Source organism: Pseudomonas sp. KH_017, from assembly GCF_057840285.1.
In genome coordinates, this window is sequence record NZ_CM174509.1 from 1590370 (window position 1) to 1613961 (window position 23592).

26 protein-coding genes are annotated in these 23592 nt (G+C 61.3%); 11 read left to right on the forward strand and 15 right to left on the reverse strand.

Annotated elements, in window-relative coordinates; genetic code table 11:
• Nucleotides 1-40 precede the first annotated feature (40 nt).
• From lapD to AC3IT6_RS07175, 4 genes are all read right to left on the reverse strand, one after another.
• Nucleotides 41-1981 carry a cyclic di-GMP receptor LapD gene (lapD, locus tag AC3IT6_RS07160; protein WP_489354731.1) on the reverse strand — a complete coding sequence of 647 codons (1941 nt, stop codon included), beginning with the start codon at nucleotides 1979-1981 and terminating at the stop codon, nucleotides 41-43.
• Nucleotides 1982-2003: 22 nt separating this feature from the next.
• The gene (lapG, locus tag AC3IT6_RS07165) at nucleotides 2004-2711 is read right to left on the reverse strand and encodes a cysteine protease LapG (protein WP_489354732.1); all 708 of its coding nucleotides are present in this window, start codon (nucleotides 2709-2711) and stop codon (nucleotides 2004-2006) included.
• Nucleotides 2712-2812: 101 nt separating this feature from the next.
• Entirely contained in the window at nucleotides 2813-3208 is a 396-nt protein-coding gene (locus tag AC3IT6_RS07170) for a YbaN family protein (RefSeq protein ID WP_223441261.1), read from the reverse strand.
• Between the two features lie 10 nt (nucleotides 3209-3218).
• Nucleotides 3219-3806 (reverse strand): UPF0149 family protein, encoded by a 588-nt coding sequence (locus tag AC3IT6_RS07175; protein ID WP_489354733.1) that lies wholly within the window; start codon nucleotides 3804-3806, stop codon nucleotides 3219-3221.
• Nucleotides 3807-4192: 386 nt separating this feature from the next.
• On the opposite strand from AC3IT6_RS07175, the gene recQ reads away from it, so the two are divergent.
• The 4 genes from recQ to AC3IT6_RS07195 all read left to right on the forward strand — a co-directional run bounded on the left by recQ (nucleotide 4193) and on the right by AC3IT6_RS07195 (nucleotide 8575).
• On the forward strand, nucleotides 4193-6319 hold the full coding sequence (gene recQ, locus AC3IT6_RS07180) for a DNA helicase RecQ (protein ID WP_489354734.1): 2127 nt from the start codon (nucleotides 4193-4195) through the stop codon (nucleotides 6317-6319).
• A gap of 119 nt (nucleotides 6320-6438) precedes the next feature.
• Nucleotides 6439-6873, forward strand: a complete 435-nt coding sequence (locus tag AC3IT6_RS07185) for a MarR family transcriptional regulator (RefSeq protein WP_150724407.1) — start codon at nucleotides 6439-6441, stop codon at nucleotides 6871-6873.
• A gap of 127 nt (nucleotides 6874-7000) precedes the next feature.
• Complete coding sequence (locus tag AC3IT6_RS07190) at nucleotides 7001-8254, forward strand: type IV pilus assembly protein FimV (protein ID WP_489354735.1); 1254 nt, start codon at nucleotides 7001-7003, stop codon at nucleotides 8252-8254.
• Nucleotides 8255-8287: 33 nt separating this feature from the next.
• Nucleotides 8288-8575: an Rdx family protein gene (locus AC3IT6_RS07195; protein ID WP_223456411.1), complete on the forward strand. Its 288-nt coding sequence runs from the start codon at nucleotides 8288-8290 to the stop codon at nucleotides 8573-8575.
• Here the strand turns inward: AC3IT6_RS07195 and AC3IT6_RS07200 are convergent.
• Together AC3IT6_RS07200 and AC3IT6_RS07205 are read right to left on the reverse strand one after the other, a co-directional pair.
• Nucleotides 8569-9462 carry a DMT family transporter gene (locus AC3IT6_RS07200; RefSeq protein WP_489354736.1) on the reverse strand — a complete coding sequence of 298 codons (894 nt, stop codon included), beginning with the start codon at nucleotides 9460-9462 and terminating at the stop codon, nucleotides 8569-8571. The two genes, AC3IT6_RS07195 and AC3IT6_RS07200, sit on opposite strands and share 7 nt — an antisense overlap.
• A 77-nt stretch (nucleotides 9463-9539) precedes the next feature.
• A complete protein-coding gene (locus tag AC3IT6_RS07205) occupies nucleotides 9540-10298 on the reverse strand; it encodes a helix-turn-helix transcriptional regulator (protein ID WP_489354737.1) in 759 nt (252 codons plus the stop codon).
• Between the two features lie 134 nt (nucleotides 10299-10432).
• Between AC3IT6_RS07205 and AC3IT6_RS07210 the strand changes: the two genes are divergently transcribed.
• Nucleotides 10433-11248: a UDP-2,3-diacylglucosamine diphosphatase gene (locus AC3IT6_RS07210; RefSeq protein ID WP_223441250.1), complete on the forward strand. Its 816-nt coding sequence runs from the start codon at nucleotides 10433-10435 to the stop codon at nucleotides 11246-11248.
• A 144-nt stretch (nucleotides 11249-11392) separates the two neighbouring features.
• Here AC3IT6_RS07210 and AC3IT6_RS07215 read toward each other — a convergent pair whose 3' ends face one another.
• Together AC3IT6_RS07215 and AC3IT6_RS07220 are read right to left on the reverse strand one after the other, a co-directional pair.
• The gene (locus AC3IT6_RS07215) at nucleotides 11393-11983 is read right to left on the reverse strand and encodes an HD domain-containing protein (RefSeq protein ID WP_489354738.1); all 591 of its coding nucleotides are present in this window, start codon (nucleotides 11981-11983) and stop codon (nucleotides 11393-11395) included.
• Between the two features lie 27 nt (nucleotides 11984-12010).
• Nucleotides 12011-12322 carry an Mpo1-like protein gene (locus AC3IT6_RS07220; RefSeq protein ID WP_489354739.1) on the reverse strand — a complete coding sequence of 104 codons (312 nt, stop codon included), beginning with the start codon at nucleotides 12320-12322 and terminating at the stop codon, nucleotides 12011-12013.
• Between the two features lie 159 nt (nucleotides 12323-12481).
• On the opposite strand from AC3IT6_RS07220, the gene AC3IT6_RS07225 reads away from it, so the two are divergent.
• Nucleotides 12482-13543, forward strand: coding sequence for an AraC family transcriptional regulator (locus AC3IT6_RS07225; protein WP_223441241.1), 1062 nt, complete (start codon nucleotides 12482-12484; stop codon nucleotides 13541-13543).
• On the opposite strand, the gene AC3IT6_RS07230 is transcribed toward AC3IT6_RS07225, so the two are convergent.
• Complete coding sequence (locus tag AC3IT6_RS07230) at nucleotides 13500-14954, reverse strand: TrkH family potassium uptake protein (RefSeq protein ID WP_223441239.1); 1455 nt, start codon at nucleotides 14952-14954, stop codon at nucleotides 13500-13502. The two genes, AC3IT6_RS07225 and AC3IT6_RS07230, sit on opposite strands and share 44 nt — an antisense overlap.
• A 121-nt stretch (nucleotides 14955-15075) precedes the next feature.
• Here AC3IT6_RS07230 and AC3IT6_RS07235 point away from each other — a divergent pair, with 121 nt between their 5' ends.
• Nucleotides 15076-15642 carry an NAD(P)H nitroreductase gene (locus AC3IT6_RS07235; protein WP_489354740.1) on the forward strand — a complete coding sequence of 189 codons (567 nt, stop codon included), beginning with the start codon at nucleotides 15076-15078 and terminating at the stop codon, nucleotides 15640-15642.
• Nucleotides 15643-15784: 142 nt separating this feature from the next.
• Here AC3IT6_RS07235 and AC3IT6_RS07240 read toward each other — a convergent pair whose 3' ends face one another.
• From AC3IT6_RS07240 to AC3IT6_RS07265, 6 genes are all read right to left on the reverse strand, one after another.
• A complete protein-coding gene (locus tag AC3IT6_RS07240) occupies nucleotides 15785-17128 on the reverse strand; it encodes a sensor histidine kinase (protein WP_489354741.1) in 1344 nt (447 codons plus the stop codon).
• 188 nt (nucleotides 17129-17316) lie between these two features.
• Nucleotides 17317-17766, reverse strand: a complete 450-nt coding sequence (locus AC3IT6_RS07245; RefSeq protein WP_056721474.1) for a Spy/CpxP family protein refolding chaperone — start codon at nucleotides 17764-17766, stop codon at nucleotides 17317-17319.
• Between the two features lie 258 nt (nucleotides 17767-18024).
• Complete coding sequence (locus AC3IT6_RS07250; RefSeq protein ID WP_489354742.1) at nucleotides 18025-18702, reverse strand: response regulator transcription factor; 678 nt, start codon at nucleotides 18700-18702, stop codon at nucleotides 18025-18027.
• 7 nt (nucleotides 18703-18709) lie between these two features.
• Entirely contained in the window at nucleotides 18710-19123 is a 414-nt protein-coding gene (locus AC3IT6_RS07255) for an SH3 domain-containing protein (RefSeq protein WP_150757648.1), read from the reverse strand.
• Between the two features lie 122 nt (nucleotides 19124-19245).
• Nucleotides 19246-19545, reverse strand: coding sequence for a YciI family protein (locus tag AC3IT6_RS07260; protein ID WP_057715934.1), 300 nt, complete (start codon nucleotides 19543-19545; stop codon nucleotides 19246-19248).
• A 1-nt stretch (nucleotide 19546) separates the two neighbouring features.
• Nucleotides 19547-20143: a septation protein A gene (locus AC3IT6_RS07265; protein WP_150724421.1), complete on the reverse strand. Its 597-nt coding sequence runs from the start codon at nucleotides 20141-20143 to the stop codon at nucleotides 19547-19549.
• An 87-nt stretch (nucleotides 20144-20230) separates the two neighbouring features.
• Here AC3IT6_RS07265 and AC3IT6_RS07270 point away from each other — a divergent pair, with 87 nt between their 5' ends.
• From AC3IT6_RS07270 to scpB, 4 genes are read left to right on the forward strand one after another with little or no spacing between them, the layout of a single operon-like run.
• Complete coding sequence (locus AC3IT6_RS07270; RefSeq protein ID WP_489354743.1) at nucleotides 20231-21094, forward strand: PHP domain-containing protein; 864 nt, start codon at nucleotides 20231-20233, stop codon at nucleotides 21092-21094.
• Nucleotides 21095-21107: 13 nt separating this feature from the next.
• The gene (locus AC3IT6_RS07275) at nucleotides 21108-21737 is read left to right on the forward strand and encodes an L-threonylcarbamoyladenylate synthase (RefSeq protein WP_032829738.1); all 630 of its coding nucleotides are present in this window, start codon (nucleotides 21108-21110) and stop codon (nucleotides 21735-21737) included.
• Complete coding sequence (locus tag AC3IT6_RS07280) at nucleotides 21738-22556, forward strand: segregation and condensation protein A (protein ID WP_007984128.1); 819 nt, start codon at nucleotides 21738-21740, stop codon at nucleotides 22554-22556.
• Between the two features lie 11 nt (nucleotides 22557-22567).
• A complete protein-coding gene (scpB, locus tag AC3IT6_RS07285) occupies nucleotides 22568-23557 on the forward strand; it encodes an SMC-Scp complex subunit ScpB (protein WP_489354744.1) in 990 nt (329 codons plus the stop codon).
• Nucleotides 23558-23592: the final 35 nt, after the last annotated feature.

Consider the following 23592-nt stretch of genomic DNA (forward strand, 5'->3'; position numbering starts at 1 on the left):
CGGTTTCCGATCAATGGTCGAAGTTGCATAGGCTGCCTTGCTACGTTGGCTTCGGCGCCCCGATCAACCGCCCCATCGCCCCGAACACACCCAACTCCCGGATGATCTCCAGTTCCCCTGGTGTCTCGACCATCTCGGCAATCAGCGGCAGATCAATGCTGTGGGTCGCGCGAAAGATCGCGTCGATGAACAGCCGCTTGTCAGGCTGCTCGTCGATGTTGCGAATGTAGGCCCCATCGATTTTCAGGTACGCCAAGCCCAACTGGGTCAGGTTGCCGATCTGGCTGAAGCGCCCGCCAAAGTGCTGCAGGCCGATTCGATAACCGGTCTTGAGCAATGTGCTGCAAAGGTTCTGCAGCACTTCGGGGGACGGCAACTGGCGCTCGTCGATTTCCAGGGTCAACAGCGGCGCCAGTTCGGGAAGGGAGTCGAGCAGGTCGAGGATTATTCGCCATTGCAGTGGGTCGCGCAGGGTGCTCCCGGACAGACTCAGTGCCAAAGGCCTGCGGTTGACCACCAGGTCGTCCAGCGTGGCTTCGAGCATTGCCAGGTCGAACCGTCCCGACCAGCCGAGACGCTCGATCCACGGCAGGAAATGCCCGGCGGCAATCGCCTCGCCCTGTGGGTCGAGCAGGCGTGCGAGCACTTTGTGATGCAGCACCTGGCGGGTGTCGGCGCATTGCACGACGGGCTGGAAGTACAGCTGCATTTTGCCTTCGGTCAAGGCGTCGTCGATCCAGGTGCGCCAGTCGTGCTGAGAGTGATTCGGCGCCGTGTCACGATGGCTCAAATAAACCCAGGGTCGTTCGGGATGTTGCCGGGATTCCGTCACTGCCTGATCAAGGCGCAGGAGTACGGTGCTGATCGGCTCACCGGGGCGGTAGGCGACAACGCCCAGATGGGCCACGGGCATGCAATCGCTGGCGCCGGTCAGGCGCAGGTTCTCCAGGCTGACGCTGACATCGGCGGCCAGGCGTGCGGCACTTTCAGCGTCCAGGCCCGGTGTCAGCAGGCTGAATTCGCCGCCACGATTGCGCGCCGCCAGCCAGGTTCGACGCTCCGGCAATTGAGTCAGGCGCTTGAGCAATTCGCCCACGGCAGTGATCAGCGCGTCAGTCCGTTGGCCACCCAGGCGTTGGTTGAGGCCGTTCAGGTCGTTGATTCGCAACATCAGCAAATGGCCATCGCGGCTCTGTTCGCACACGCGTAAATGGTCGGCCAGTTGCTCGTCGAGCAGACGCCGGTTGGCCAGGCCGGTGAGGCTGTCCAGATAGGATTCGGCCCGCAGTTTTTCGCTGCGTGCAGCCTCCTCGACGAACAGCGCCTTGAGCTTCTCGACCATCTGGTTCATCGCCAGCACCACCCGTTTCAATTCCGGTGTGCGCGGCAGTTTCGGCAGGCTGAGAAATTCGCGTTTGCTGATGGCCTCGGCTTGCCGGACCATGCTGTCGAGTGGGCGAAATTGCCGGCGCAGCATCCATCCTCCGATCACGGCGCTGAACAGCCCGCACAACAGCAACCAGATCAGGCTGCCGAGGGTGCTGTCCCAAAGCCTGGTCAGGGCGAATTGCGGATTGCTCAGCACTTCGACCCGTGCCAGTTGTTCCCAGCCGCGCATGATCAAGGCATCACCACCTTCCGGGCGCAGGTCGACCAGGTTGACGAACCAGTCAGGCACACCCTCGATTTTCGTCGGTGCGCTGCGCTCTACCAGGGTTTGCTGATCCTTGAGCCTGATGACGCGGATGCTGCTGAAATAGCCACTGTCGAAAATCGAACTGACCATCAGTTCCATCATTGCCGGGTCATCGACCTGTGCCGTCAGCGACAGCCCCAGCGCGGTGGCCGCGTCCTGGGCATGGGCGCGCAGTTGGCTGAGCGTTTGTTCGCGGGAGCTTTCCAGGCTGGCAAAAAAACTGCCGCTGAACGCCACCAGCAGGAACAGGCAGATGGCCAGGAACAACTGTTTACGCAGTGTCATGCTTCGCTCCTTGCCAAGGCGGCTAGCCGTCGCCGATGTCGAACCCTTCGGCCTGCATCTTTTTCAACACCTCCTGCCAGCGCGACAGCTTTTTCGAGTCGCTGCTGCGCTGGCCGCCGTTCTTGCCCGGCAGGTACAGGCCTTCGGCGTTGAAGGCGTACACCGGCAGCAAGTCATTGCGTTGGGACGCGGGGCGGATATCGCCGATCAGGTTGTCCAGCACCAGTGGGTCGCTCGTGGGGGTGCTGTAGAACGTCAGCACCATGTGCGCCTGGTTCTGGCTCAGTGCCTTGACATAGGTGATGCGCAGTTTTTCGCTGGGAATGCCTAGTCGGCGCAGGCTGAAATACTTCGCCAGCGCGTAGTCCTCGCAATCGGCGGCGCCCTTGATCAGGGCTTCGATGGGCGTGGCCCAGTAATCGGTTTGTTGCCAGATGCGCGTGTCGTCCTGGAAGTTCAACTGCTGATCGAAGAAGCGGTTCACCGCGTTGAGCTGCTCGCGTTCGGTCGCGCCGCGTGCACTTTGCAGCATTTGACTCCACGCCTCGATCCGACCCCGCGCCGGCCCCAGTGGGCCGTAGCGTTGTTCAATGGTTTGCAGAATCTGCGCAAAATCCCAGTCGGCCCGGACCTCGTTGAATACGGTCAGTAGCAAACCCGCCAGCAGCAACCAGCCGCCGAGCCGAAGTCGGAGCGTTGGCCATCCTGGACTACGCAGACTGCGGGCCATGTCTGGCTGCTCGAGTGTAGGTTTGTGAAGTTTAGGTGGTGTTTTGGGCGCGGCAGGGCAGGTCGTCGGACGGGACTAGCCACAAATGGCCAAGGGAGACTTCAGGATTTGTGCAGGGTTTTCTGCTTGAGGATGTAGATCGTCACGAGTACCGCACTGGTCAGCATGAAGCCCCGTGCCCAGGGCAGCGGCACCAGGTAGCAGGAGAGCAGGATGCTCGCCCACATCAGGCTGATGGCGTAGACCTTGCTCTTGAGCGGGATGCCGTTGCCGTCGAGGTAGTCGCGGATCCAGGGGCCAAGCCGTGGATGCTCAACCAGCCATTGATAAAAGCGCGGGGAACTGCGGGCGAAGCAGGCTGCCGCCAGTAGCAGGAAAGGGGTGGTGGGCAATACCGGCAGGAAAATCCCGATCACCCCCAGCGCCACGCTCAGCCAGCCGATGGCCAGCAGCCCGTAGCGCAACATCAGGGGGCGGTTGCCTATGGGGTTGTCCATAGGCAGAACCTTAGTGGTGGCGAGGCTTGAGAATCGCCGGTTTTTCGTCTGGCGCGTTGCACAGCAGGTACAGTGCGGTCAGGGCTTCCGGGATCTGTACGATCATGTCGTCCATCAGGTTGGCGTCGGCGGCAATGTCGGAGAACTCCGGTTGCTCGTCGAACAGACCCGAACCGACCATGATCGGCAGCAGCATTTCGCTGACTTCGTCTTCGGCGGTTTCGAACCAGGCTTCTTCGCGCAGGAACACGCCTTCCATGAAACCGATGCACCAGCCGCGCAGTTCGGAATCATCCGGGTCGTCGCCCAGGTCGAGGTCGCACGGCAGCTCGAACTCTTCGTCGGAGGCCAGTTGGCGGGCGATGTGGGCCTTGAGGCCGATCAGCGTGGCTTCGATCTCTTCGCGCTGGGCTTCGCCGCTGTAGTGCGGCTCTTCGGCGAAGAGAGCATCGATCCATTCACGGTCCGGGACCACTTGCGAACAGATCGACAGCGCAGTGAGGTAGCCGTGGGCGGCCACGTAGTCCAGCGCCTCGTCATGCAGTTCATCAGCATCGAGGAAGACTTGCAGGCGGGTTAGTTGCTCAGCGAAGGACATTAAAGGACTACCTTGGGGAATGTTCGATGCGGGAATTCTAGGCCTTCTTGAGCACTTGGGCCAGCCGCACGGCATATTTGCACCTTTGTGGGAGCGGACTTGCTCCGGGCGGCGTTCCGACGAAGGCGGTGTGCCAGGCTGCATTAATGTCGACTGACACTCCCTCTTCGCGAGCAAGCCCGCTCCCACAGTCCGATTGTGTGAGTCTTATCAGCGGTGCCCTTTGCCGGACAGCGCTCGGGTATACTCGCGCGTTTTGTAATGCCCTGCTGGCGTTACGGCTGAAATGTGAAGCGTCATGCAATGCGCACTTACGATTTGTCGGTGCAGCATCGCGGGTTCTGAACCAGCATTGCAGGGATGTTTCGGTGATTTTTGGAGTTTCTATGCTCGAACAGGCTCAACGCGTCCTCAAGGACATCTTCGGCTACGACAGTTTCCGTGGCCGCCAGGGTGCAATCATTGAGCGCGTGGCCAGTGGCGGCGATGCCCTGGTCCTGATGCCTACCGGTGGCGGCAAGTCCCTGTGCTTCCAGGTCCCGGCGCTGTTGCGCGAAGGCCTGGCCGTGGTGGTCTCGCCGCTGATCGCACTGATGGACGATCAGGTCGCCACCCTCGAAGAGCTGGGCGTGGCGGCCGCCGCGTTGAACTCCACCCTCAGCGCCGAGCAGCAGCGTGATCTTGCCGTCCGCATCCGCCGCGGTGAAGTGAAAATGCTCTATCTGGCACCGGAACGTCTGGTCCAGCCGCGCATGCTGTCCTTCCTGCAGGGGCTGGACATCGCCCTGTTCGCCATCGACGAAGCACACTGCGTGTCGCAATGGGGCCACGATTTCCGCCCGGAATACCTGCAACTGGGCCAATTGGCGGAAATGTTCCCCGACGTGCCGCGCATCGCCCTGACCGCCACGGCCGACAAGCGCACCCGGGAAGAAATCGTCACCCGTCTGCACCTGCAAGACGCCGAGCGCTTCCTGTCGAGCTTCGACCGGCCGAACATCTTTTATCGCATCGTGCCCAAGGAGCAGCCGCGCAAGCAGTTGCTGGCGTTCCTCGCCGAGCGCCGTAGCGATGCGGGCATCGTGTATTGCCTGTCGCGCAAGAAAGTCGAGGAAGTCGCTGCGTTTCTCAGCGAGCAAGGCTTCCCGGCGCTGCCGTACCACGCCGGCCTGCCCAACGATTTGCGGGCCTACCATCAGAAACGCTTCCTCAATGAGGAAGGCCTGATCATGGTCGCCACCGTGGCGTTCGGCATGGGCATCGACAAGCCCAACGTGCGTTTCGTCGCCCACCTTGATCTACCGAAATCCCTTGAGGCCTATTACCAGGAAACCGGTCGCGGCGGCCGTGACGGCCTGCCGGCGGATGCCTGGATGGCCTACGGCCTGCAAGACGTGGTGATGCTCAAGCAGATGCTGCAGAACTCCGAAGGCGATGAGCGCCACAAACGCCTGGAGCAGCACAAGCTCGACGCCATGCTTTCGCTCTGCGAAGAAACCCGCTGCCGTCGGCAAACGCTGCTGGCTTACTTCGACGAAGACATGCCCGAGCCTTGCGGGCATTGCGACAACTGCGTCGACGGCGTGCAGACCTGGGATGCCACTGAGCCTGCGCGTCAGGCGCTGTCGGCGATCTACCGTACCGGGCAGCGCTACGGGGTCGGGCACCTTGTGGATGTTTTGCTGGGCAAGGACAACGAAAAGGTCCGCAACTTTGGCCATCAGCATCTGTCGGTGTTTGGTGTCGGCAAGGCGATGGCGGAGGGCGAATGGCGCTCGTTGTTCCGCCAACTGGTGGCTCGCGGTTTGGCCGATGTTGACCATGAGGGCTATGGCGGTCTGCGCCTGAGCGACAGTTGCCGGCCGTTGCTCAAGGGCGAAGTGACCCTGGAGCTGCGCCGCGATCTCAAGGCGCAAACCGTGGCGAAAAGCAGCAAGAGCCAGGCGAGCCAACTGGTCCGTGGCGAGGAGCGCGAACAATGGGAAGCCTTGCGCGCCCTGCGTCGCAAGCTCGCCGAAGAACATGGTGTGCCGCCGTACGTCATCTTCCCCGACTCGACCTTGCTGGAAATGCTGCGCAGCCAGCCGACCTCACTGGCGGAAATGGCCACGGTCAGCGGTGTCGGCGCGCGCAAGCTAGAGCGCTACGGCGAGGCCTTCCTCGAAGTGCTCGGCGGCCAGGTCGAGGCGCCGAAACCGGTGGCCGACGTGCGTCATGAACTGATCACTCTGGCGCGGGCCGGGATGACGCCGGTGCAGATCGCCGGTCAGTTGCAGTGCTCGGAAAAGAACGTCTACACCATGCTGGCCGAAGCGATCGGCAAGCAGCAGTTGTCGTTGGAACAGGCGCTGGATCTGCCTGAAGACCTGATGGGTGAAATCCAGGACGCCTTCCTCGACGGCGAAGGTGAGTTGCCGGCGGTTTCCGAGATCGCTGCGTTGTTCGCGGGCAGGGTGCCGGAAGGGGTGTTGTACTGCGTTCGGGCGGCGTTGCAGTCGGAGTTCGAGATTTGAGACATCTGTAGTGCTGATGTAACGATTCAGTACAGATCAAGCCTTGCCTCAAGTCTAGGCTCATGCTTAGCTGACTAATAATTAGTTTTTATTTATTTCAGTCTAATCATGAGTGTTTTATGCCGTTAACCGATCAACACCGCTTTGGCATGCAATTGGCCCAGATGTCCCGTGGCTGGCGTGCCGAACTGGACCGCCGACTGGCGGGCATGGGCTTGTCCCAGGCGCGCTGGCTGGTGCTGCTGCACCTGGCGCGTTTCGATGAAGCACCGACCCAGCGTGAGCTGGCACAAAGCGTCGGCGTCGAAGGCCCGACCCTGGCCCGTTTACTCGACAGCCTGGAAAGCCAGGGCCTGGTGCAACGCCAGGCAGTGCTGGAAGACCGTCGGGCGAAGAAAATCGTGCTCTGCGCCCCGGCGCGTCCCCTGATCGAACAAATTGAAACCATTGCCACGCAACTGCGTCACGAACTGTTCGAAGGCGTCGATGAGGCGGATTTGAAGGTGTGCATGCGGGTTCACGGGCACATCCTGGGCAACCTTGAAAAGTCTTGAGGCATAACCGAACGCCAGGCTTTTGAGAGACCGCATTGGGCAGACTATAAGAACTACTCGGCAATATCGTGTTCGTAACGGATGTACGAACCCGTGCGGATGGTTTCTGTAGATCTCAAGGATGCTCATGCTCAAGTGTTGGCGATTGGTTTTACGCGGTGGTTCTCAGTGGTTGCTGGCCGGGGCCGCAGTCACTTACTCGGCATGGGCACCTGCGCTGGGCCTGGGTGAAATCACCCTGCATTCGGCGCTGAACCAACCGCTGCGTGCCGACATTGCACTGGTGGATGCCGCTGGCCTTGAGGAAAACCAGCTGTCGGTGAGCCTGGCAACGGCAGACGAGTTCAGTCGTGCCGGGGTCGACCGGGTATTTTTCCTCAACAACCTGAAGTTCACCCCGGTCCTGCGCGGTAATCGCAGCGTGATCCAGGTGACCTCCGGCAAACCGGTCAGTGAACCCTTCCTGAATTTCCTCGTGCAGCTCAATCAGCCTAACGGGCGATTGCTGCGTGAGTACACGGTACTGATCGATCCGCCGGGTGCGCCGGGCGTTGTTCCCGCCACCGATGAAGCGGTTTCCCGCTCTCCGGCGTCCGCATTCCCCCGTGTTCAACCGGTCGTGGCGCCATCACCCGTGACAAAGACGATGCCAGAAACGGACGTCGCCGTGGTTGATCCCGCTGTCGAACAACTGGCCGCCAGCGCCCTGAAAAACCACGAGTTGCAAACCACTGTCGATGAGCTCAACGCAAAGCTTCAAGGCCAGGATGAGCTGATCGCCGGCCAGAAAAAACAGTTGGCCGAGCTGCAAACCGAACTGGCGGAGTTCAAGAAGGTAAAGGCGCAACCCGTTGCTTCCGACGCCGTGGCGCCAGCCCCCGCTATTGTTGAAAGCCCCGGGATTGGCTGGCTGCCGATTGCCGGTGTGTCGGCGCTGATGGCGTTGCTGGCCTTGGGCTGGATTGTTCGCCGCCAGCGCCAGCAGCACCAAGCCACAGCGTCAGAGGCTCTGCCGTCGCAGCATGAACCGTTGGCTGAGCTATTTACCGAGCCAGTGACGTGGCCCTCCGTCATGCAACCGCCCACTGTGCATCGCGACGGGGCGCCAGCCAACGATGAGCTTGAGCTGGTCGATAACCATCTTTCCATTCCGGTCGCTGCTGCCGTGGCGGTGGTTCCGGGTTTGGCGATATCCGGCGAATCCGCCGCTGACGATGAGTACCGGCTCAACCTGGAGGAGTTGTCCATGGTGTCGAGTTGGGACGTGATCAGCCCAAACGAGAACCAGCAGTCGGCTGCTCTGGCCATGATCGAGCCTGCGTTCGAGTTGGAGGCGCAACCCGCTTCGCCGTCTCGGCAGCCTCCGGTCGGGCTATCATAGCGGCGTCGTCAAACTCTGGAGTTACGTCCCATCATGACCGTCAGCAAACCGGAAATCATCATCACCTATTGCACGCAATGCCAGTGGCTGCTGCGTGCGGCCTGGCTGGCCCAGGAACTGCTCAGCACCTTTGGTGATGACCTGGGCAAAGTCTCCCTGGTGCCGGGTACTGGCGGGGTATTTCATATTTACTGTGATACCGTGCAGATCTGGGAGCGCAAGGCGGACGGTGGCTTCCCTGAGGCCAAAGTGCTCAAGCAGCGGGTCCGCGACCAGATCGACCCGGACCGCGACCTGGGGCACAACGACCGCACTCAGTGAGACGCGGCCTCGGCTGCAACGGCTTTCTTGCTTGATCCGCTTGAGAACCGGCTGGACACCACAATCGCCACAATGATCAGCACGCCCCCCAGCAACATGCGCAGGGTCGGGTTTTCGTTGAACAGCAGCCAGGCGACGGTGATGCCGTAGACCGGCTCCAGGGCGAACACCACGGCGGCAGTGCGAGCCTTGATCACCGCGAGGCTGGCGACGAACAGGCTGTGGGCGACACCGGTACAGAACACACCGAGCAGGCCGATCCACAGCCAGTCGATGGCGCGCACTTCGCTCAATTGAGGCGCCGCCACCGGCAGCAGGCACAGGGCAACCACCACGTTCTGGCACAGCGCCGCTTGTACCGGCGGGATCCGCCCGGAGCTGGCACGGTTGGTCAGTGACAGCAGGGCGAACAACAACCCGGAACCCACGGCCCACAGCAGGCCGGTGGTGGCGCCGCTGGCCAGGTCAAAATCAGGCGTGACCAGCACCAGGCCGACACTCACCAGCAGCACCAGCACGATTTCATTGGCGCGAATGCGCTCGCGGAAGATCAGCCCTTCGAGGATCACGGTAAAGGCCGGGAAGCTGGCGAAACCGAGCGTCGCAATCGCCACGCCTGCGACTTTCACTGCAATGAAGAAGCTCACCCAATGTCCGGCCAGCAACAAGCCGCTGAGCAGCAGCCGACGCCAGTCCACGGCCTCGAGTTTCTGCCAGCGCGTCTGGCTGGCGAACCGTGCAAAAAACGCCAGCGCGAGCACGGCAAACGCGGCACGGCCGAAAACGATGATCGCTGGTGAAGCGGCAGCCAGTTTGCCGAACACACCGGTCAGGCCGAACATCAATGCGCCGATATGCAAGGCGCCAAGGGCGGTACGGGGAGTCATTGCAATCCTTAACGACAAACGAACAGAGGCCTCATTGAAGCGCGTAATGGCCCATCAAGTCTGTCGGCAAACTCGCGTTATTTGTCGCCAGCCTCGCGCCGCAGTTTTCCGGGCGATGCCCCGAACTCGCGCAGCACCGCCGCCGCGAAGGCACTCTGGGAGCTGTAGCCGACGCGGCTGGCAATCTCGCCGATGGGCAGCGCCGAGCTACGCAGCAAGCCCACCGCGATGTGCAGGCGTCGACTACGGATGTAGTCCATCGGCGTCTGCCCGCATTCGGCCACGAACCGCGCATGCAAACGGGCACTGGAAAGGCCGGCCACCCGGGCCAGGTCGGCTACTTGCAGCGGGTACGCCGCGTACTGATCGATGTGCGCGTTCAGCGCGGCATAGGGCAGGCGCCGACCGCCGACGGCGTCGGGCCTGGCGTTGTTGAGACTGGCCAGCAACAGCACCGCGCCTTGTTGCGCGATCAGCGGATCATCGACCGGACTGTTCGCCAGCCAACTGACCAATTGGCTTTGCCCGGCGTCCAGGGGCAGGCGCCCGGCGTTGTCGAGCAGGCGTCGGCTGGACTCGGCGTGATCGCCCAACGACTGGGTAACCCATTGTTCGTCGGGTACATCCAGCACCAGGCAGCGGCTGCCATTGGCGCTGCCACACGCGTGATGCGCCCCGGAGGGCACCACCACGAAACTCTGCTGCACCACCTGGCTGCCACGGCCGTCGACCTCGAAATCCAGCGCGCCCGAAAGCCCGAACACCAGTTGCGCGTGTTCGTGGCTGTGGACGATCAGGTCGTGGCTGTATTGGCGAAGCGTGAGGATCGGTCTCATCGCAGGTCTCCCGGTTCAGGGCGTCAGTCTACACCGAGCGGGCCAACAAGCGCTGTCACAGGACTGACTTGACGCTGTCATGGACCATTAACCGGGCCGGGGCAGACTTGGCAAAACTTGCCAGAGGGTTGCCCATGACCAGCGCCGAGCTCGCCAAACCCACCCGTAAACAACGCGTACGGACTTTATGGATTTCCGACGTGCATTTGGGCACCCGGGATTGCCAGGCTGAACACCTGTCGCAGTTTCTCAAGAGCTACCACGCAGACAAGATCTACCTGGTCGGCGACATCATCGACGGTTGGAAACTGCGCGGCGGCATGTACTGGCCACAAGCGCACACCAACGTCATCCGTCGCCTGCTGACCATGAGCAAGCGTGGCACCGAGGTGATCTACGTCACCGGCAACCACGATGAATTCCTGCGCCGCTATTCGAAGCTGATCCTGGGCAACATCCAGTTGGTCGACGAAGCCGTGCACGTCACCGCCGACGGCCGGCACTTGCTGGTGATCCATGGCGACCAGTTCGATGTGATCACCCGTTACCATCGCTGGCTGGCGTTTCTCGGTGACTCGGCCTACGAATTCACCCTGACCCTCAACCGCTGGCTCAATCATTGGCGCGCGCGATATGGCTACGGCTACTGGTCGCTGTCGGCCTACCTCAAGCACAAGGTGAAAAGCGCGGTCAGCTTCATCAGCGACTTCGAAGAAGCCATCGCCCATGAATGCGTCAAGCGCGAGTTGCACGGCGTGGTGTGCGGGCACATTCACCATGCCGAGATTCGCAAGGTCGGCGAGGTGGACTACCTCAATTGCGGCGACTGGGTGGAATCGTGCACCGCGCTGATCGAGCACTGGGATGGTTCGATCGAGTTGTATCGTCTGGCGGATGCCCAGGCGCGCGAGGCGCAGTTGAAGGCGGCCAGGGTGGCGGAGCTGGCCTGATCATTCGGTGTCTGTGCTGGCCTCTTCGCGGGCAAGCCCGCTCCCACAGTGGGCGAAGGTGAGCACAAGATTTGTGACCGCCTGATAAACCTGTGGGAGCGGGCTTGCCCGCGAATGGACCGCGAAGCGGTCCCGCTGGATCTGTCAGGCTGGCGATTGCTCTTCCATCGCCGCTTTGTAAATCGAATTCCTGGGGTGCGCAAACAAGCGCTCCATCATTGGCTCGAAAAAACTCAACGGCAGCGTGTCGTACGCTGGATCAAACGCCGCCGCATCGTATCTGGCGCAGAATTCGACGGTCGCCTGGTACTGCGGATGGTCCTGGAATTGCTCACGCAGATGCCGGTCCATGCCCAGGTGATGGAAGAAGTAGTAGCCCTGGAAAATCCCGTGCTTTTCCACCATCCACAAGTTCTCGGCGCTGACGAACGGCTTGAGGATCGCCGCCGCGATGTCCGGGTGATTGTAGGTACCCAGGGTGTCGCCGATATCGTGGAGCAGGGCGCAGACCACGTACTCTTCGTCGCGGCCATCGCGCCAGGCGCGGGTGGCGGTTTGCAGGGAGTGGGTCAGGCGATCCACCGGGAAGCCGCCAAAATCCCCCTCCAGCAACTTCAGGTGCGCCACGATCCTTGTCGGCAATTGTCGCGCGTAGGCACTGAAGTCCGCGGCGATGATCGCCCAGTCTTCCTGCGTGCCGTCCTTCATGTGGGTGAAGCGGGCATTGGCATTCATGGGCAACTCTCTTGTGACGGATGTCAGCTAGAACGGAACGCGCCCCATAACCATGTCCCGGTACATGACAAAATCGCCGAGCAGGCTATAGAAGGGGTGTTGGAACGTTGCCGGGCGGTTCTTCTCGAAGAAGAAATGCCCGACCCAGGCAAAGCTGTAGCCTGCCAGTGGCAGGGCCCACAACAGCATCCATGCTCCGCGACCAATGGTCAGCGACAGAATCAAGATAACCAGGGTCGTGCCGATAAAGTGTAAACGGCGACAGGTGCTGTTGCTGTGCTCGCTGAGGTAGTAAGGATAGAACTCAGCGAAGCTGTTGAATCGTTTGACGTTTTCCACGACAGCGATCTCTGTGGTTATTGTTCTTGCTGCAAGTTGTTCTGCGGGTAGCTTATTTGAGTCTAGAGTGATCAATGGCATCAGCCACTGACAATAGGCGCCACTTTAGTATCCTTCGGTCAATAGCCGTAGCATGCGGCCACCAAGTAAGAAAACGCCATGAGCGAACGAACGACTTCTGCAAGCTGGGCGATGGGGATTGTCAAAGCGTTGGAGATGGACGGCCTGGATTGCCGGGCTCTGTTCAAACAGCTGGGGCTCGACTACGCGGCACTGGATGATCCGGATGCACGCTTCCCGCAAGATTCCATGACACGGCTGTGGCAGCGCGCGGTCGAGCTGTCCGGCAACCCGGCCATCGGCCTGAACATGGGCAAGGTGGTGCGACCGGCGCAGTTTCATGTGACCGGTTACGCCTTGATGTCCAGCCAGACCCTGGCCGAAGGCTTTCAGCGACTGGTGCGCTATCAGCGGATCATCGCCGAAAGTGCCGACCTGAGTTTCCAGCTGCTGGAGGAAGGCTACGCGTTGATTCTGATGGTGCATGGCGACCATCTGCCGCCGACCCGACAAAGCGCCGAAGCTTCAATGGCCTGTGCCTTGGCGCTGTGCGGCTGGTTGACCGGGCGTACGTTGCAACCACGTCAAGTGTTGTTGCAAGGTGCCGAGCCGGCCAACCTGGAGCCCTATAGACAAGCCTTCCATGCACCGCTGGTGTTCAACGCGCCTTACGATGCACTGATTTTCGAACGCGCCGATATGGAAGCCCCGCTGCCGACGGCCAACGAGGCCATGGCATTGCTGCATGACCGCTTTGCCGGCGAGTACCTGGCGCGCTTTTCCGAAAGCCGCGTGACCCACAAGGCGCGGCAGGTGTTGTGCCGCCTGCTGCCCCAAGGCGAGCCCAAGCGCGACACCGTGGCGCAGACGCTGCATCTGTCCCAGCGCACCTTGCAGCGGCGCTTGCAGGAAGAGGGCACGAGTTTTCAGGTGCTGCTGGACGATACCCGGCGCGAGCTGGCCGAGCAGTATCTGGCGCAACCGAGCATGACCTTGCTGGAAATTGCCTACTTGCTGGGGTTTGCCGATCCGAGCAACTTTTTCCGTGCTTTCCGCCGCTGGTTCGATGCCACACCCGGCGAGTACCGGATGCGGCTGATGCAATCAGCTGAAGCGGTCAATGACGCCAAAATGCCGGAATACAAAGCACAAACACCGTAATGATCTCCAGCCGGCCCAGCAACATGCCGAACGAGAGAATCCACTTGGCGGCATCCGGCAGGGTGGCGAAGTTGCCCGCCGGGCCGATGGTTTCGCCGAGCCCCGGGCCGACACCGGACACGGTACTGGCTGCGCCAGTGAGGGCGGTCATCCAGTCCACGCCGAGCAGCGACAGCAGCAGTGCGATGACACAGATGGTGATTGCAAAGAAGAACGAAAAGGTCAGGATCGACCGCACGATTTCTTCGTCGAGGCGGTGACCGTTGTACTTCTGCTTGATCACCGCGCGCGGGTGAATCAGCTGGTTAAGGTTGGCCTTGAGCAGGATATAGGCCACCTGGAAGCGGAAAATCTTGATACCGCCCGCAGTCGAGCCGGAGCAACCGCCGATAAACCCCAGGTAGAAGAACAGCATCAGCGAGAAATTGCCCCAGAGGCTGTAGTCCCCCAGTGCAAAACCGGTGGTCGTCACCACTGACGTCACGTTCAGCGCCACATGCCGCAACGCCTCCAGCCAATGCAGCTGGGTGGTCCACCAATACCAGGTGCCGAGCACCAGCCAAGTCACCAGCAGCATGCCGAGCAGGCCTTGTACCTGTTCATCCTTGATCAGCGCCCGACGGTTACCACGCAACGTGGCGACATACAGGGTGAACGGCAGGGCACCGAGAATCATGATGACAATCGCGACCCAATGCACCGCAGGCTCCGGCCACTTGGCCAAAGACTGGTCGGAGGTGGAGAAGCCGCCAGTGGAAATCGCCGACATCGCGTGGTTGACCGCATCGAACGGGCTCATTCCGGCCCACCAGAACGCCAGGCTGCCGACAATGGTAATGCCGACGTAAGCCGCCACGATCAGTCGCGCCACCATGTGTGAGCGGGGCATTACCTTTTCCGAGCGGTCCGACGATTCGGTCTGGAACAGTCGCATGCCACCGATGCGCAACAGCGGCAGAATCGCCACCGCCATGCCGATGAAGCCGATGCCGCCAAGCCAGTGCAGCAACGAGCGCCACATCAGGATGCCGGGGGACATGGTGTCCAGGCCGCTGAGCACGGTTGCGCCAGTGGCGGTGATGCCGGACATGCTTTCGAAGAATGAATCGGTGTAGCTGATGTGCTGGGTCAGCAGGAACGGCAGCGCGGCGAAGATGCACACCACCAGCCAACTGCTGACGGTCAGCAGGTACATGTCCCGGGGGCGCAGGTGAATGTGTTCGGGGCGCCCCGGAATCACCAGCGCCAAACCGGCGACAAAGGTGATCATGCTGGCCCAGAGGAACGACGGCAGATCGCTGGTGCGGTCGAAAATGACCAGCGTGGCCATGGGCACGACCATGGAGATCGCCAGCGTGATCAGGAAGATGCCGATGATGAAACCAATGATCCGTAAGGTCGGCAACGCCATGAGGTCCGCTCGGCTGATAGTGGAAAGGGCGCCATTCTACCTGCGGGGCAGGGCATGTAAACCGGCACTGCTGCGACAGTTACAGCTAGAATAGCCGCACAAATTTTTCAGGAGGTGGCCGATGCAGGCTCTCGACGCTTTGCTCAACCGTGTTTCCGTTCCACGACTGATTGACCCTGCACCCACTGCCGAGCAGCGCGAGGTGCTGTTCGGCGCCGCCATGCGCGCCCCGGACCACGGTCACTTGCAGCCGTGGCGCTTCCTGACGGTGGAAGGCGCGGCGCGCGAGCAAATGGGCGAGTTGCTGGCCGAAGCGGCGAAACTTTCGGACAGCGAAGTCAGCGAAGCGGCCATCGACAAGGCGCGCAATGGTCCGCTGCGGGCACCATTGGTGGTGGTAGTGATTGCTCGCGTGCAGGATCACGTCAAATATCCGAAGTCCGAGCAGTTGCTGGCGGCAGGCTGCGCGGCCCACGGGATTTTGCTCGCGGCCTATGCGCAGGGCATTGGCGCGGTGTGGCGTACCGGTGACCTGGCTTACTCGCCGCATGTGGCCAGGGGCTTGGGCCTGGCGGAGGGAGAAGAGGTGATTGCTTTCCTGTATCTGGGTACGCCGCAGAAAGAACCGCGAGTGGCCGAGAAAGTCGACTTGACCGAATTCGTCAGCGCCTGGCCGGGTAAAGCCTGACACTGCAAAACCTGTGGGAGCGGGCTTGCTCGCGAAAGCAGTCTGTCATCCAACATAGATGTTGAATAGTTAGCTGCTTTCGCGAGCAAGCCCGCTCCCACATTGGTTTGGTGTCGCTTGATCCTGTCGTGTCGGTCCAGGCTCAGGGTTGTACGACAGCCCCCGGCACTAACGGCAATTCCAGGCTGGCAATAAACCCGCCTTCCGGGTGATTGGCCAGCACCAGGCTGCCGCCATGTCGCTCCGCCGCGCGTCGGGCGATGGCCAGGCCCAGGCCGTGTCCGGCCGCGGTCTGCCCCGGGGCCCGATAGAACGGCTCACCGAGCTGGCTCAAATATTCGGCACTGACCCCCGGTCCGTGATCGCGCACGGTCACAACGATCCGCTCACCCTGACGCAAGGCCTGCATTTCGATCGGCAGGCCACCCACCGGATTGAAACGCTGGGCGTTGCGCAGCAAGTTGTCCACGGCCCGTTCGATCATGGTCGGCCAGCCCTTCAGATTCAGTTGCGACTCGGCTTCGAGGTGGACCAGTTGCTCGGGTGAACCGAGTTGCGAATCCTTTTGCAGGGTGTTGAGCAAGGCGTTCAGGTCCACCTCTTCGGCACTGGCGTTATCGGAGTCGACCCGCGCCAGTACCAGGATTTCGCTGATCAGCGCTTCCAGTCGGTCGCACTCGCGGGTAAGGCGCGGCCACAGCTGTTCCCGTTCCTGCGGGGTGGCCCGTTCGGCCAGCGCCAGCGCGATACGCAGGCGGGCGAGGGGCGAACGCAGTTCGTGGGACACATCCCGCAGCAGTTGCCGCTGGCTGCCAATCAGGCTTTGCAGGCGCGCGCCCATGCGGTTGAAGTCGTTGGCCAGGACGCCGAATTCATCGCGACGGTTGGCCAGTTTCACCAGGCTGTTCTGTTGATAGGTGGTTTGGCCAAGGTCATGCACCGCGCCACGCAGACGGCTGAGCGGGCGAGTGATGGAAAAGGTCACCAGCAGGCTGAACAGGGTCAGCACCACCAGGGCGATTCCCAGGGCACTCAGCGGCCAGAGCAGGCTCTCACGGTGCCAGGCGTTCAGTTCCGGATGCGGGATGCGGTAGATGAACAGGTAGGTGTCACCGGTTTTTTCGCTGGTGAACTCATCGGTCAGACGCCGCCATGGCAGGCGTCGGTCATCGTTGTTCTGGCGCGCCTCAAAGGCCGCCGCACGTTTGGGAAAGGTACCGCGCACCACCGGATCGCCGCTTTCGTTAAGCACCTGAACGTCGATGTGATACTGGCGTTTGCGTTGCTGGAGAATGTCCTGGGCGGCGTCTTCACCCTGGCTTTCGTAGGTTTGCGTCCACTCTTCGGCCAGCGTGTTGAGGCCCGGGTGGCGGCTGAGAATCCAGGCGTCCTGGTTGAGCATGTGCCCGAGCAGGATGGAAAGCCCTGCAACCAGAGCGATGGCCAGCCAGAAGCTGGCCAGGATACGCCAGAACAATGAACGCACAGGAAATCCTCGAACAAACGTCAATCCATGTGGGAGCGGGCTTGCTCGCGAAAGCGATTTGTCAGCCAAGAAAATGGTGACTGATACTCCGCCTTCGTCGGAACGCCGCCCGGAGCAAGCCCGCTCCCACATTAAATCGGGTGTTGCCAGACTCAGCGGTGAAAACCGTTGGGTCCGGGGTTAGTGCATTATTGCGCCTTTTGCGGTTGTTGCGCTTTCCAGGCTTTGAACTCGGCCCACTCGGCGCGGCGTTCAGCTTGTTTTTTCTGGATCTCGTCGAATTTCTTCTGTTGATCCGGTTTCAGCAAGGCGCGCACGTCCGCTTCAGCTTTTTTGTGGTTAGCGGCCATCTCGTCCTTCATGGCTTTCTGGTCGGCTGGCGAGAGTTTCTCCAGGTATTTATCGACCAGTTGCTTACGCTCGTGCATCTGCTCGCCCATGATCTTGCGGATCTGCTCGCGCTGTTCGCGGCTCAGGTCCAGTTCACTGTACGGGCCTTTGCCGTGCATGCCGTGCATCTGACCGCCGTGGCGCGAACCGTCCATCGACCCATCCATGGGGCCAGCGCCTTCAGGCATGGCCATGGCAACGGTCGGCAGGGCAGCAGCGAACATCAGAGCGATAAGAGTCTTGCGCATGGTGTATCTCCTTGTCTCGTTCCCGGTACGTTCCGGATGAGTACAGATTACGCAGATCAAGGTCAGCGGCGGTCAGTGGAGGGTAAAGCTTGGGTAAAGACAGTTTTCAGCGATCCTGACAAAACGTCCGGGTGACTGTAGGAGCGAGCTTGCTCCGGGCGGCGTTCCGACGATGAACTCACAGGCAGCGCGCTTTTCCAGACAGCATGCGTAATCGTTCAACTCCATCGCGAGCGATCGAGCGTCGACCGGCTGCTCCTACAAGCTGTAGTAGTAACCGCGGCTGCGCAGGGCGACGATGCGCGGTCGGCCATCGGGGTGTGGACCGATCTTCTTGCGCAGGTTGCTGACGTGCATGTCCAGGCTGCGGTCGTACAGGGTCAGCTTGCGGCCGAGGGCGATCTGCGCCAGTTCCTGTTTGTCCAGGGGCTCGCCGGGTTGCTTGAGCAAGGCTTCCAGCAGGCGGCTTTCGGAGACGGTGAGGGTGAATTCCTGTTCGTCGATGCTGACCACGCCGCGCACCGGGCTGAAACACAGGTCGCCCAGTTGCATCTGGCTGGATACCGCCGCCGGGTGGCTACGACGCATGACTGCGCGCAGGCGGGCGGTCAGTTCCCGAGGGTCGCAGGGCTTGGCCAGGTAATCGTCGGCGCCAAGTTCCAGGCCGAGGATGCGGTCCAGGGGCTCGCCCCGGGCCGAGAGCATCAGCACCGGCAAATCCGGGTGATCGCTGCGCAACTGCTTGAGCAGTTCCAGGCCGCTGCCATCGGGCAACATCACATCCAGCACCACGGCCGCCGGCGCAGTTTCGGCCAGCGCGCGGCGTGCGCTCTGGCCGTCGTGACAGGCACGTACCTGAAACCCTTCCTGGCTCAGCCAACTGCTCAGGAGTTCACACAGTTCCTGATCATCATCAATAAGTAACAGCTCGCTCATGACTCACTCAATTTAGCCATTGTCGACGTTTTCGACTTGCTCCACTGGCGAAGATACCGCAGAGCAGAGCCAATAGCGCTACCCCGGCGCCAATGACGAACCATTGTTGCTGGTCGGTCAGCAGGCGCGGCAGCGGACTGCTGGCCTGGGCTTCCTTGAGTTGCAGCTTCAAACGCTGGTTCTCCTGGCGCAACCGGGCCAGCAGCGGGCTTTCGCGTTCGCTATCGGCAGTTTGCAATTGCTTGTTCAGATCTTCCCGTTGCCGTTCGCTTTCTTTCAAGCGTTGTTGCAGCTCGGTGATCTGGCTGCCGGCGCTCAAGGACAGAGGTGTCGAATTGCCACCCTCGGCGTATTCTTCACCGTGGGCGGGCGCCCCGATCGACAACGTGACCAACATCAGACACAACGGACCCTTGCGCATGGCGACTCCTGGTTCCAATACGAGTATTGGGAAAGTTGTCGGCCGGCAAACGAGAATAATGAGCGATTGAGAACGCGATGAACCGATATGGTTCACCGCGTGGGGCAGTTGAAAGAAGAAAGTTACGGAAGGACTTGCTTGAACGGCTTGACCAGCACGTTGGCGTAGACGCCTGCGGCGATGTACGGATCGGCGTCGGCCCAGGCCTGGGCAGCGCTCAGGGAGTCGAATTCGGCGACGATCAGGCTGCCGGTGAAACCCGCCGCGCCCGGATCATTGCTGTCGATCGCCGGGTGTGGGCCGGCCAATACGATGCGACCTTCGCCCTTGAGCACTTGCAGGCGCTCAAGGTGTGCAGGCCGTGCGGCCAGGCGGGCTTCCAGGGAGTTGGCGACGTCTGTGGCAATGATTGCGTAAAGCATGTCAGTCCTCGGTTTTAGGCGATGTGGTATCGGCGTCGTGCAGATGGCGGGACAGGTAGATGCCCTGGCCGACCAGGAACAGCAAAGTCATGCCCAGGCTGCCGAAGACCTTGAAGTCGACCCAGTAGCTCTGGAAGGTGAACGCGACAAACAGGTTGGCGGCACCGCAAAACAGGAAGAAGGCGATCCAGGCGATGTTCAGGCGCGTCCAGACCGGCTCCGGCAGGGTCAGCGCGTGGCCCATGATGCGTTTGATCAACAGGCTGTCACCGACGAAGTGGCTACCGATGAACGCCAGGGCGAACAGCCAGTTGACCACCGGGGCTTTCCACTTCAGGAACGTCTCGCTGTGGAACGCCAGGGTCAGGCTGCCGAAGACCAGGCAGGCGATCAGGGTCAGCCACTGGCTCTTCTCCAGCTTGCGCTGCTTGATGAACAGTGTGCCGTAGACCGCCAGGGAACTGACGATCAGCATCGCGGTGGCGCTGTAGATACCGCCTACAGTGACCTCATGACCGGCGATGTCGACGACCCGTGGATCGATTTTGAAGACGATGAAAAACAGCAGGAGCGGGATGAAATCGATGAATTGTTTCACAGTGGCAGCCAGAAGCAGGATGTGGCGGCATAATAACAAACATATGGGCGCGCGATAGCGCCAGCTGATTTGAGGTTACAAAGCCCTGTGAATGTTGATTTGCACTGCCATAGCACGGCCTCCGATGGCGCCCTGGCGCCTGCGGTTCTGGTGGCGCGGGCGTTCGAGAAAGGCGTGCGAGTCCTGGCCTTGACCGATCACGACACCCTTGAGGGCCTCGACGAGGCCCGGCACGCGGCCACCGCGCTGGGGATGCAACTGGTCAATGGCGTCGAATTGTCCTGCACCTGGGGCGGCGCAACCATTCATGTCCTGGGCTACGGTTTTGACGTGAACGCCGCGCCGTTGGTCGAGGCCATCGCCAGATTGCATGATGGCCGCTGGCTACGCTCCGAGGAAATCAGCCGCAAACTGGCGCTCAAAGGCATGCCGGGGGCGCTGGATGGCGCCCGGGAGATCCAGCAGGAGCTGGGTGACAGCGGTAACGCGCCGGCCCGCCCGCATTTCGCCGACTGGATGGTGCGTGAAGGTTTCGTCAAGGATCGCGCCGAGGCGTTCCGCAAATGGCTGGGCGCCGGCAAGTTGGGTGACGTCAAGCAACACTGGCCGACCCTGGAGGAAACCGTCGAAACCCTGCGCGCAGCCAAGGCCTGGGTTAGCCTGGCACACCCTTGGCACTACGAATTCACGCGCAGCAAGCGACGTCGTCTGATTGGCGACTATATTCAAGCAGGGGGCCACGCCATCGAAGTGGTCAATGGTTACCAGCCAGCCGAGCAAGTGGGCAGCCTGGCCATTCTGGCCCGCGAGTTCGGTCTGCTGGTCAGCGCCGGCAGTGATTTTCATGGCCCAGGAGGCTGGTCGGAGATCGGTGAATACCGGCCACTCCCGGAGGATCTGCCGCCGCTATGGTGTCGATTCAAACATGACCCAGTTATTGCCGCCGTCTGAACAGGTAGAGAATGTGAGTCAATTTTTCCAGATTCATCCGGAAAACCCGCAAGCGCGCCTGATCAAACAGGCAGTCGAAATCATCCGCAAGGGCGGGGTGGTGATTTATCCCACGGACTCTTCCTACGCCATAGGTTGCCAGATCGGCGACAAGGTGGCCGTGGAGCGCGTTCGGCGCCTGCGACAGCTGGATGAAAAGCACAACTTCGCGCTGATCTGCAGCGACCTGTCGCAACTTGGCCTGTTCGCCAAGATCGACACCGGCACATTCCGCATTCTCAAAGCCCATTTGCCGGGACCGTATACCTTCATTCTCAACGCCACCCGCGAAGTACCGCGGCTGTTGTTGCACCCGAAGAAACGCACCATCGGCCTGCGTGTGCCGAGCCACCCGATTGCCCTGGCGCTGCTGGCTGAACTGGGTGAACCGTTGATGAGCGTGACCCTGATCATGCCTGGCGATGAAGATCCATTGAGCGACCCGCACGAAATGCGCCAGTTGCTCGAACACCAGGTCGATCTGATCATCGACGGCGGTTTCGGCGGGATCAAGGCGTCCACCGTGATCAGCCTCGCCGACGGCGAGCCGGAAGTCATTCGCGTTGGTTGCGGCGACCCTGCGCCGTTCATGGTCGAGGCCTAGATGTCCGCAGTAGAACCCGTCGACAGTCAGGCCGGAGCCCAGCAGGAACTGCCCTTCGCCATGGTCTATGGCCAGGCGGTCATGGAAATGCCGCTGGACCTGTACATTCCGCCGGATGCCCTCGAGGTCTTTCTCGAGGCGTTCGAAGGCCCGCTCGACCTGCTGCTGTACCTGATCCGCAAACAGAACATCAACATCCTCGACATCCCGGTGGCGGAAATCACTCGCCAGTACATGGGCTACGTCGAGTTGATGCAGTCGGTGCGCCTGGAACTGGCCGCCGAGTACCTGGTGATGGCCGCGATGCTGGCCGAGATCAAGTCGCGGATGCTGCTGCCACGGGCCGAAACCGTCGAAGACGAAGAGGAAGACCCGCGCGCCGAACTGATCCGCCGCTTGCAGGAATATGAACGCTTCAAGGCCGCCGCCGAAGGCATCGATGGCCTGAGTCGCGTTGGCCGTGATGTGGTGGTGCCCAAGCTTGACGCCCCGGAAGCGCGGGCGCGCAAGCTGTTGCCGGACGTGCGCTTGTCAGAGCTACTGTTGTCCATGGCCGAGGTGTTGCGCCGTGGCGACATGTTCGAAAGCCATCAGGTCAGCCGCGAGGCGCTATCGACCCGCGAACGCATGAGCGATGTGCTGGAACGCCTCAAGGGCGGCGGTTTCGTACCGTTTGTCGAGCTGTTCACCGCAGAAGAAGGGCGCCTGGGGGTGGTGGTGACCTTCATGGCGATCCTTGAACTGGTCAAGGAATCGCTGGTCGAGCTGGTGCAGAATGAGCCATTTGCCGCGATCCACGTGCGAGCCCGAGCCGAATAACGAGTCGAAACATGAACCTGACTGAACCCCGTGATCTGGCACCCTTGCTTGAAGCCTTTCTGTTGGCCTCGGGAAAACCGCAATCTCTGGAAAGCCTGTTCGAACTCTTCGAGGAAGGCGAGCGCCCGGAACCGCCGGTCTTCAAGAAGGCCCTGACGATTCTCGCCAAGTCCTGCGATGGCCGTGCGTTTGAACTCAAGGAAGTGGCCTCGGGGTATCGCCTGCAAATTCGCGAGAAATTTGCGCCGTGGGTCGGACGTCTGTGGGAAGAACGCCCGCAGCGTTACTCCCGGGCCATGCTGGAAACCATGGCCCTGATTGCCTATCGCCAGCCGATCACCCGTGGCGAAATCGAAGACGTGCGGGGCGTGGCGGTCAACAGCAACATCGTCAAGACCTTGATGGAGCGTGAGTGGATCCGCATCGTCGGCTACCGCGACGTGCCCGGCAAGCCGGCGATGTTCGCCACAACCAAGGCGTTCCTCGATCACTTCAACCTGAAGAACCTCGACGACCTGCCGCCACTGGCGGAGCTGCGCGAGCTGGAACCGGATCCGGTGCTCGACTTCGACGACGCCCCCGTACCCGCCGGGCTGCAAGAGTTGGCCGACGCCAGCGCCGAGCCGGAAGAACCCAAGGAAGAAACCAGTTTCCACACGCTGCTGCTGGAACTGGACAGCATGGAGGAGGGGATCAAGACCGACTTCGACGATTTGTTGCGTGATGGCGCGTCGCCTGAGTTCGATCCGGAACAGTCGGTCATCGAGCCAGAAGTCGAAGCGGCACAGCCCGAGCCTGAACCGGAAGGCCCGCCTGAGCCGGACATTGAACCGGAGCAGGACGACGACATCCTCGGCGTTGCCGAAGCCCGGGAAAAACTCCTGGCCGCCGTTGCCGCCCTCGAACAGCCGAAACCCGAGCCGGAGCTGTCGGACGAAGAAGCCGAAGCCCAAGCCTTGGCCGAGGCCATCGAAGCCGAACGCCGCCAGTTCGAAGATTGATGCGAATCTTGAGAACTGTGGATATCCCCTGTGGG

Coding starts and splice junctions, on each gene's coding strand:
- AC3IT6_RS07235 (WP_489354740.1), top strand. CDS start 15,076: ATGCAGGCTCTCGACGCTTTGCTCAACCGTGTTTCCGTTCCACGACTG.
- AC3IT6_RS07175 (WP_489354733.1), bottom strand. CDS start 3,806: ATGTCCTTCGCTGAGCAACTAACCCGCCTGCAAGTCTTCCTCGATGCT.
- AC3IT6_RS07205 (WP_489354737.1), bottom strand. CDS start 10,298: ATGAGACCGATCCTCACGCTTCGCCAATACAGCCACGACCTGATCGTC.
- AC3IT6_RS07255 (WP_150757648.1), bottom strand. CDS start 19,123: ATGCGCAAGGGTCCGTTGTGTCTGATGTTGGTCACGTTGTCGATCGGG.
- recQ (WP_489354734.1), top strand. CDS start 4,193: ATGCTCGAACAGGCTCAACGCGTCCTCAAGGACATCTTCGGCTACGAC.
- lapD (WP_489354731.1), bottom strand. CDS start 1,981: ATGACACTGCGTAAACAGTTGTTCCTGGCCATCTGCCTGTTCCTGCTG.
- AC3IT6_RS07185 (WP_150724407.1), top strand. CDS start 6,439: ATGCCGTTAACCGATCAACACCGCTTTGGCATGCAATTGGCCCAGATG.
- AC3IT6_RS07200 (WP_489354736.1), bottom strand. CDS start 9,462: ATGACTCCCCGTACCGCCCTTGGCGCCTTGCATATCGGCGCATTGATG.
- AC3IT6_RS07190 (WP_489354735.1), top strand. CDS start 7,001: ATGCTCAAGTGTTGGCGATTGGTTTTACGCGGTGGTTCTCAGTGGTTG.
- AC3IT6_RS07195 (WP_223456411.1), top strand. CDS start 8,288: ATGACCGTCAGCAAACCGGAAATCATCATCACCTATTGCACGCAATGC.
- lapG (WP_489354732.1), bottom strand. CDS start 2,711: ATGGCCCGCAGTCTGCGTAGTCCAGGATGGCCAACGCTCCGACTTCGG.
- AC3IT6_RS07280 (WP_007984128.1), top strand. CDS start 21,738: ATGTCCGCAGTAGAACCCGTCGACAGTCAGGCCGGAGCCCAGCAGGAA.
- AC3IT6_RS07245 (WP_056721474.1), bottom strand. CDS start 17,766: ATGCGCAAGACTCTTATCGCTCTGATGTTCGCTGCTGCCCTGCCGACC.
- AC3IT6_RS07170 (WP_223441261.1), bottom strand. CDS start 3,208: ATGGACAACCCCATAGGCAACCGCCCCCTGATGTTGCGCTACGGGCTG.
- AC3IT6_RS07210 (WP_223441250.1), top strand. CDS start 10,433: ATGACCAGCGCCGAGCTCGCCAAACCCACCCGTAAACAACGCGTACGG.
- AC3IT6_RS07215 (WP_489354738.1), bottom strand. CDS start 11,983: ATGAATGCCAATGCCCGCTTCACCCACATGAAGGACGGCACGCAGGAA.
- AC3IT6_RS07230 (WP_223441239.1), bottom strand. CDS start 14,954: ATGGCGTTGCCGACCTTACGGATCATTGGTTTCATCATCGGCATCTTC.
- AC3IT6_RS07260 (WP_057715934.1), bottom strand. CDS start 19,545: ATGCTTTACGCAATCATTGCCACAGACGTCGCCAACTCCCTGGAAGCC.
- AC3IT6_RS07225 (WP_223441241.1), top strand. CDS start 12,482: ATGAGCGAACGAACGACTTCTGCAAGCTGGGCGATGGGGATTGTCAAA.
- scpB (WP_489354744.1), top strand. CDS start 22,568: ATGAACCTGACTGAACCCCGTGATCTGGCACCCTTGCTTGAAGCCTTT.
- AC3IT6_RS07250 (WP_489354742.1), bottom strand. CDS start 18,702: ATGAGCGAGCTGTTACTTATTGATGATGATCAGGAACTGTGTGAACTC.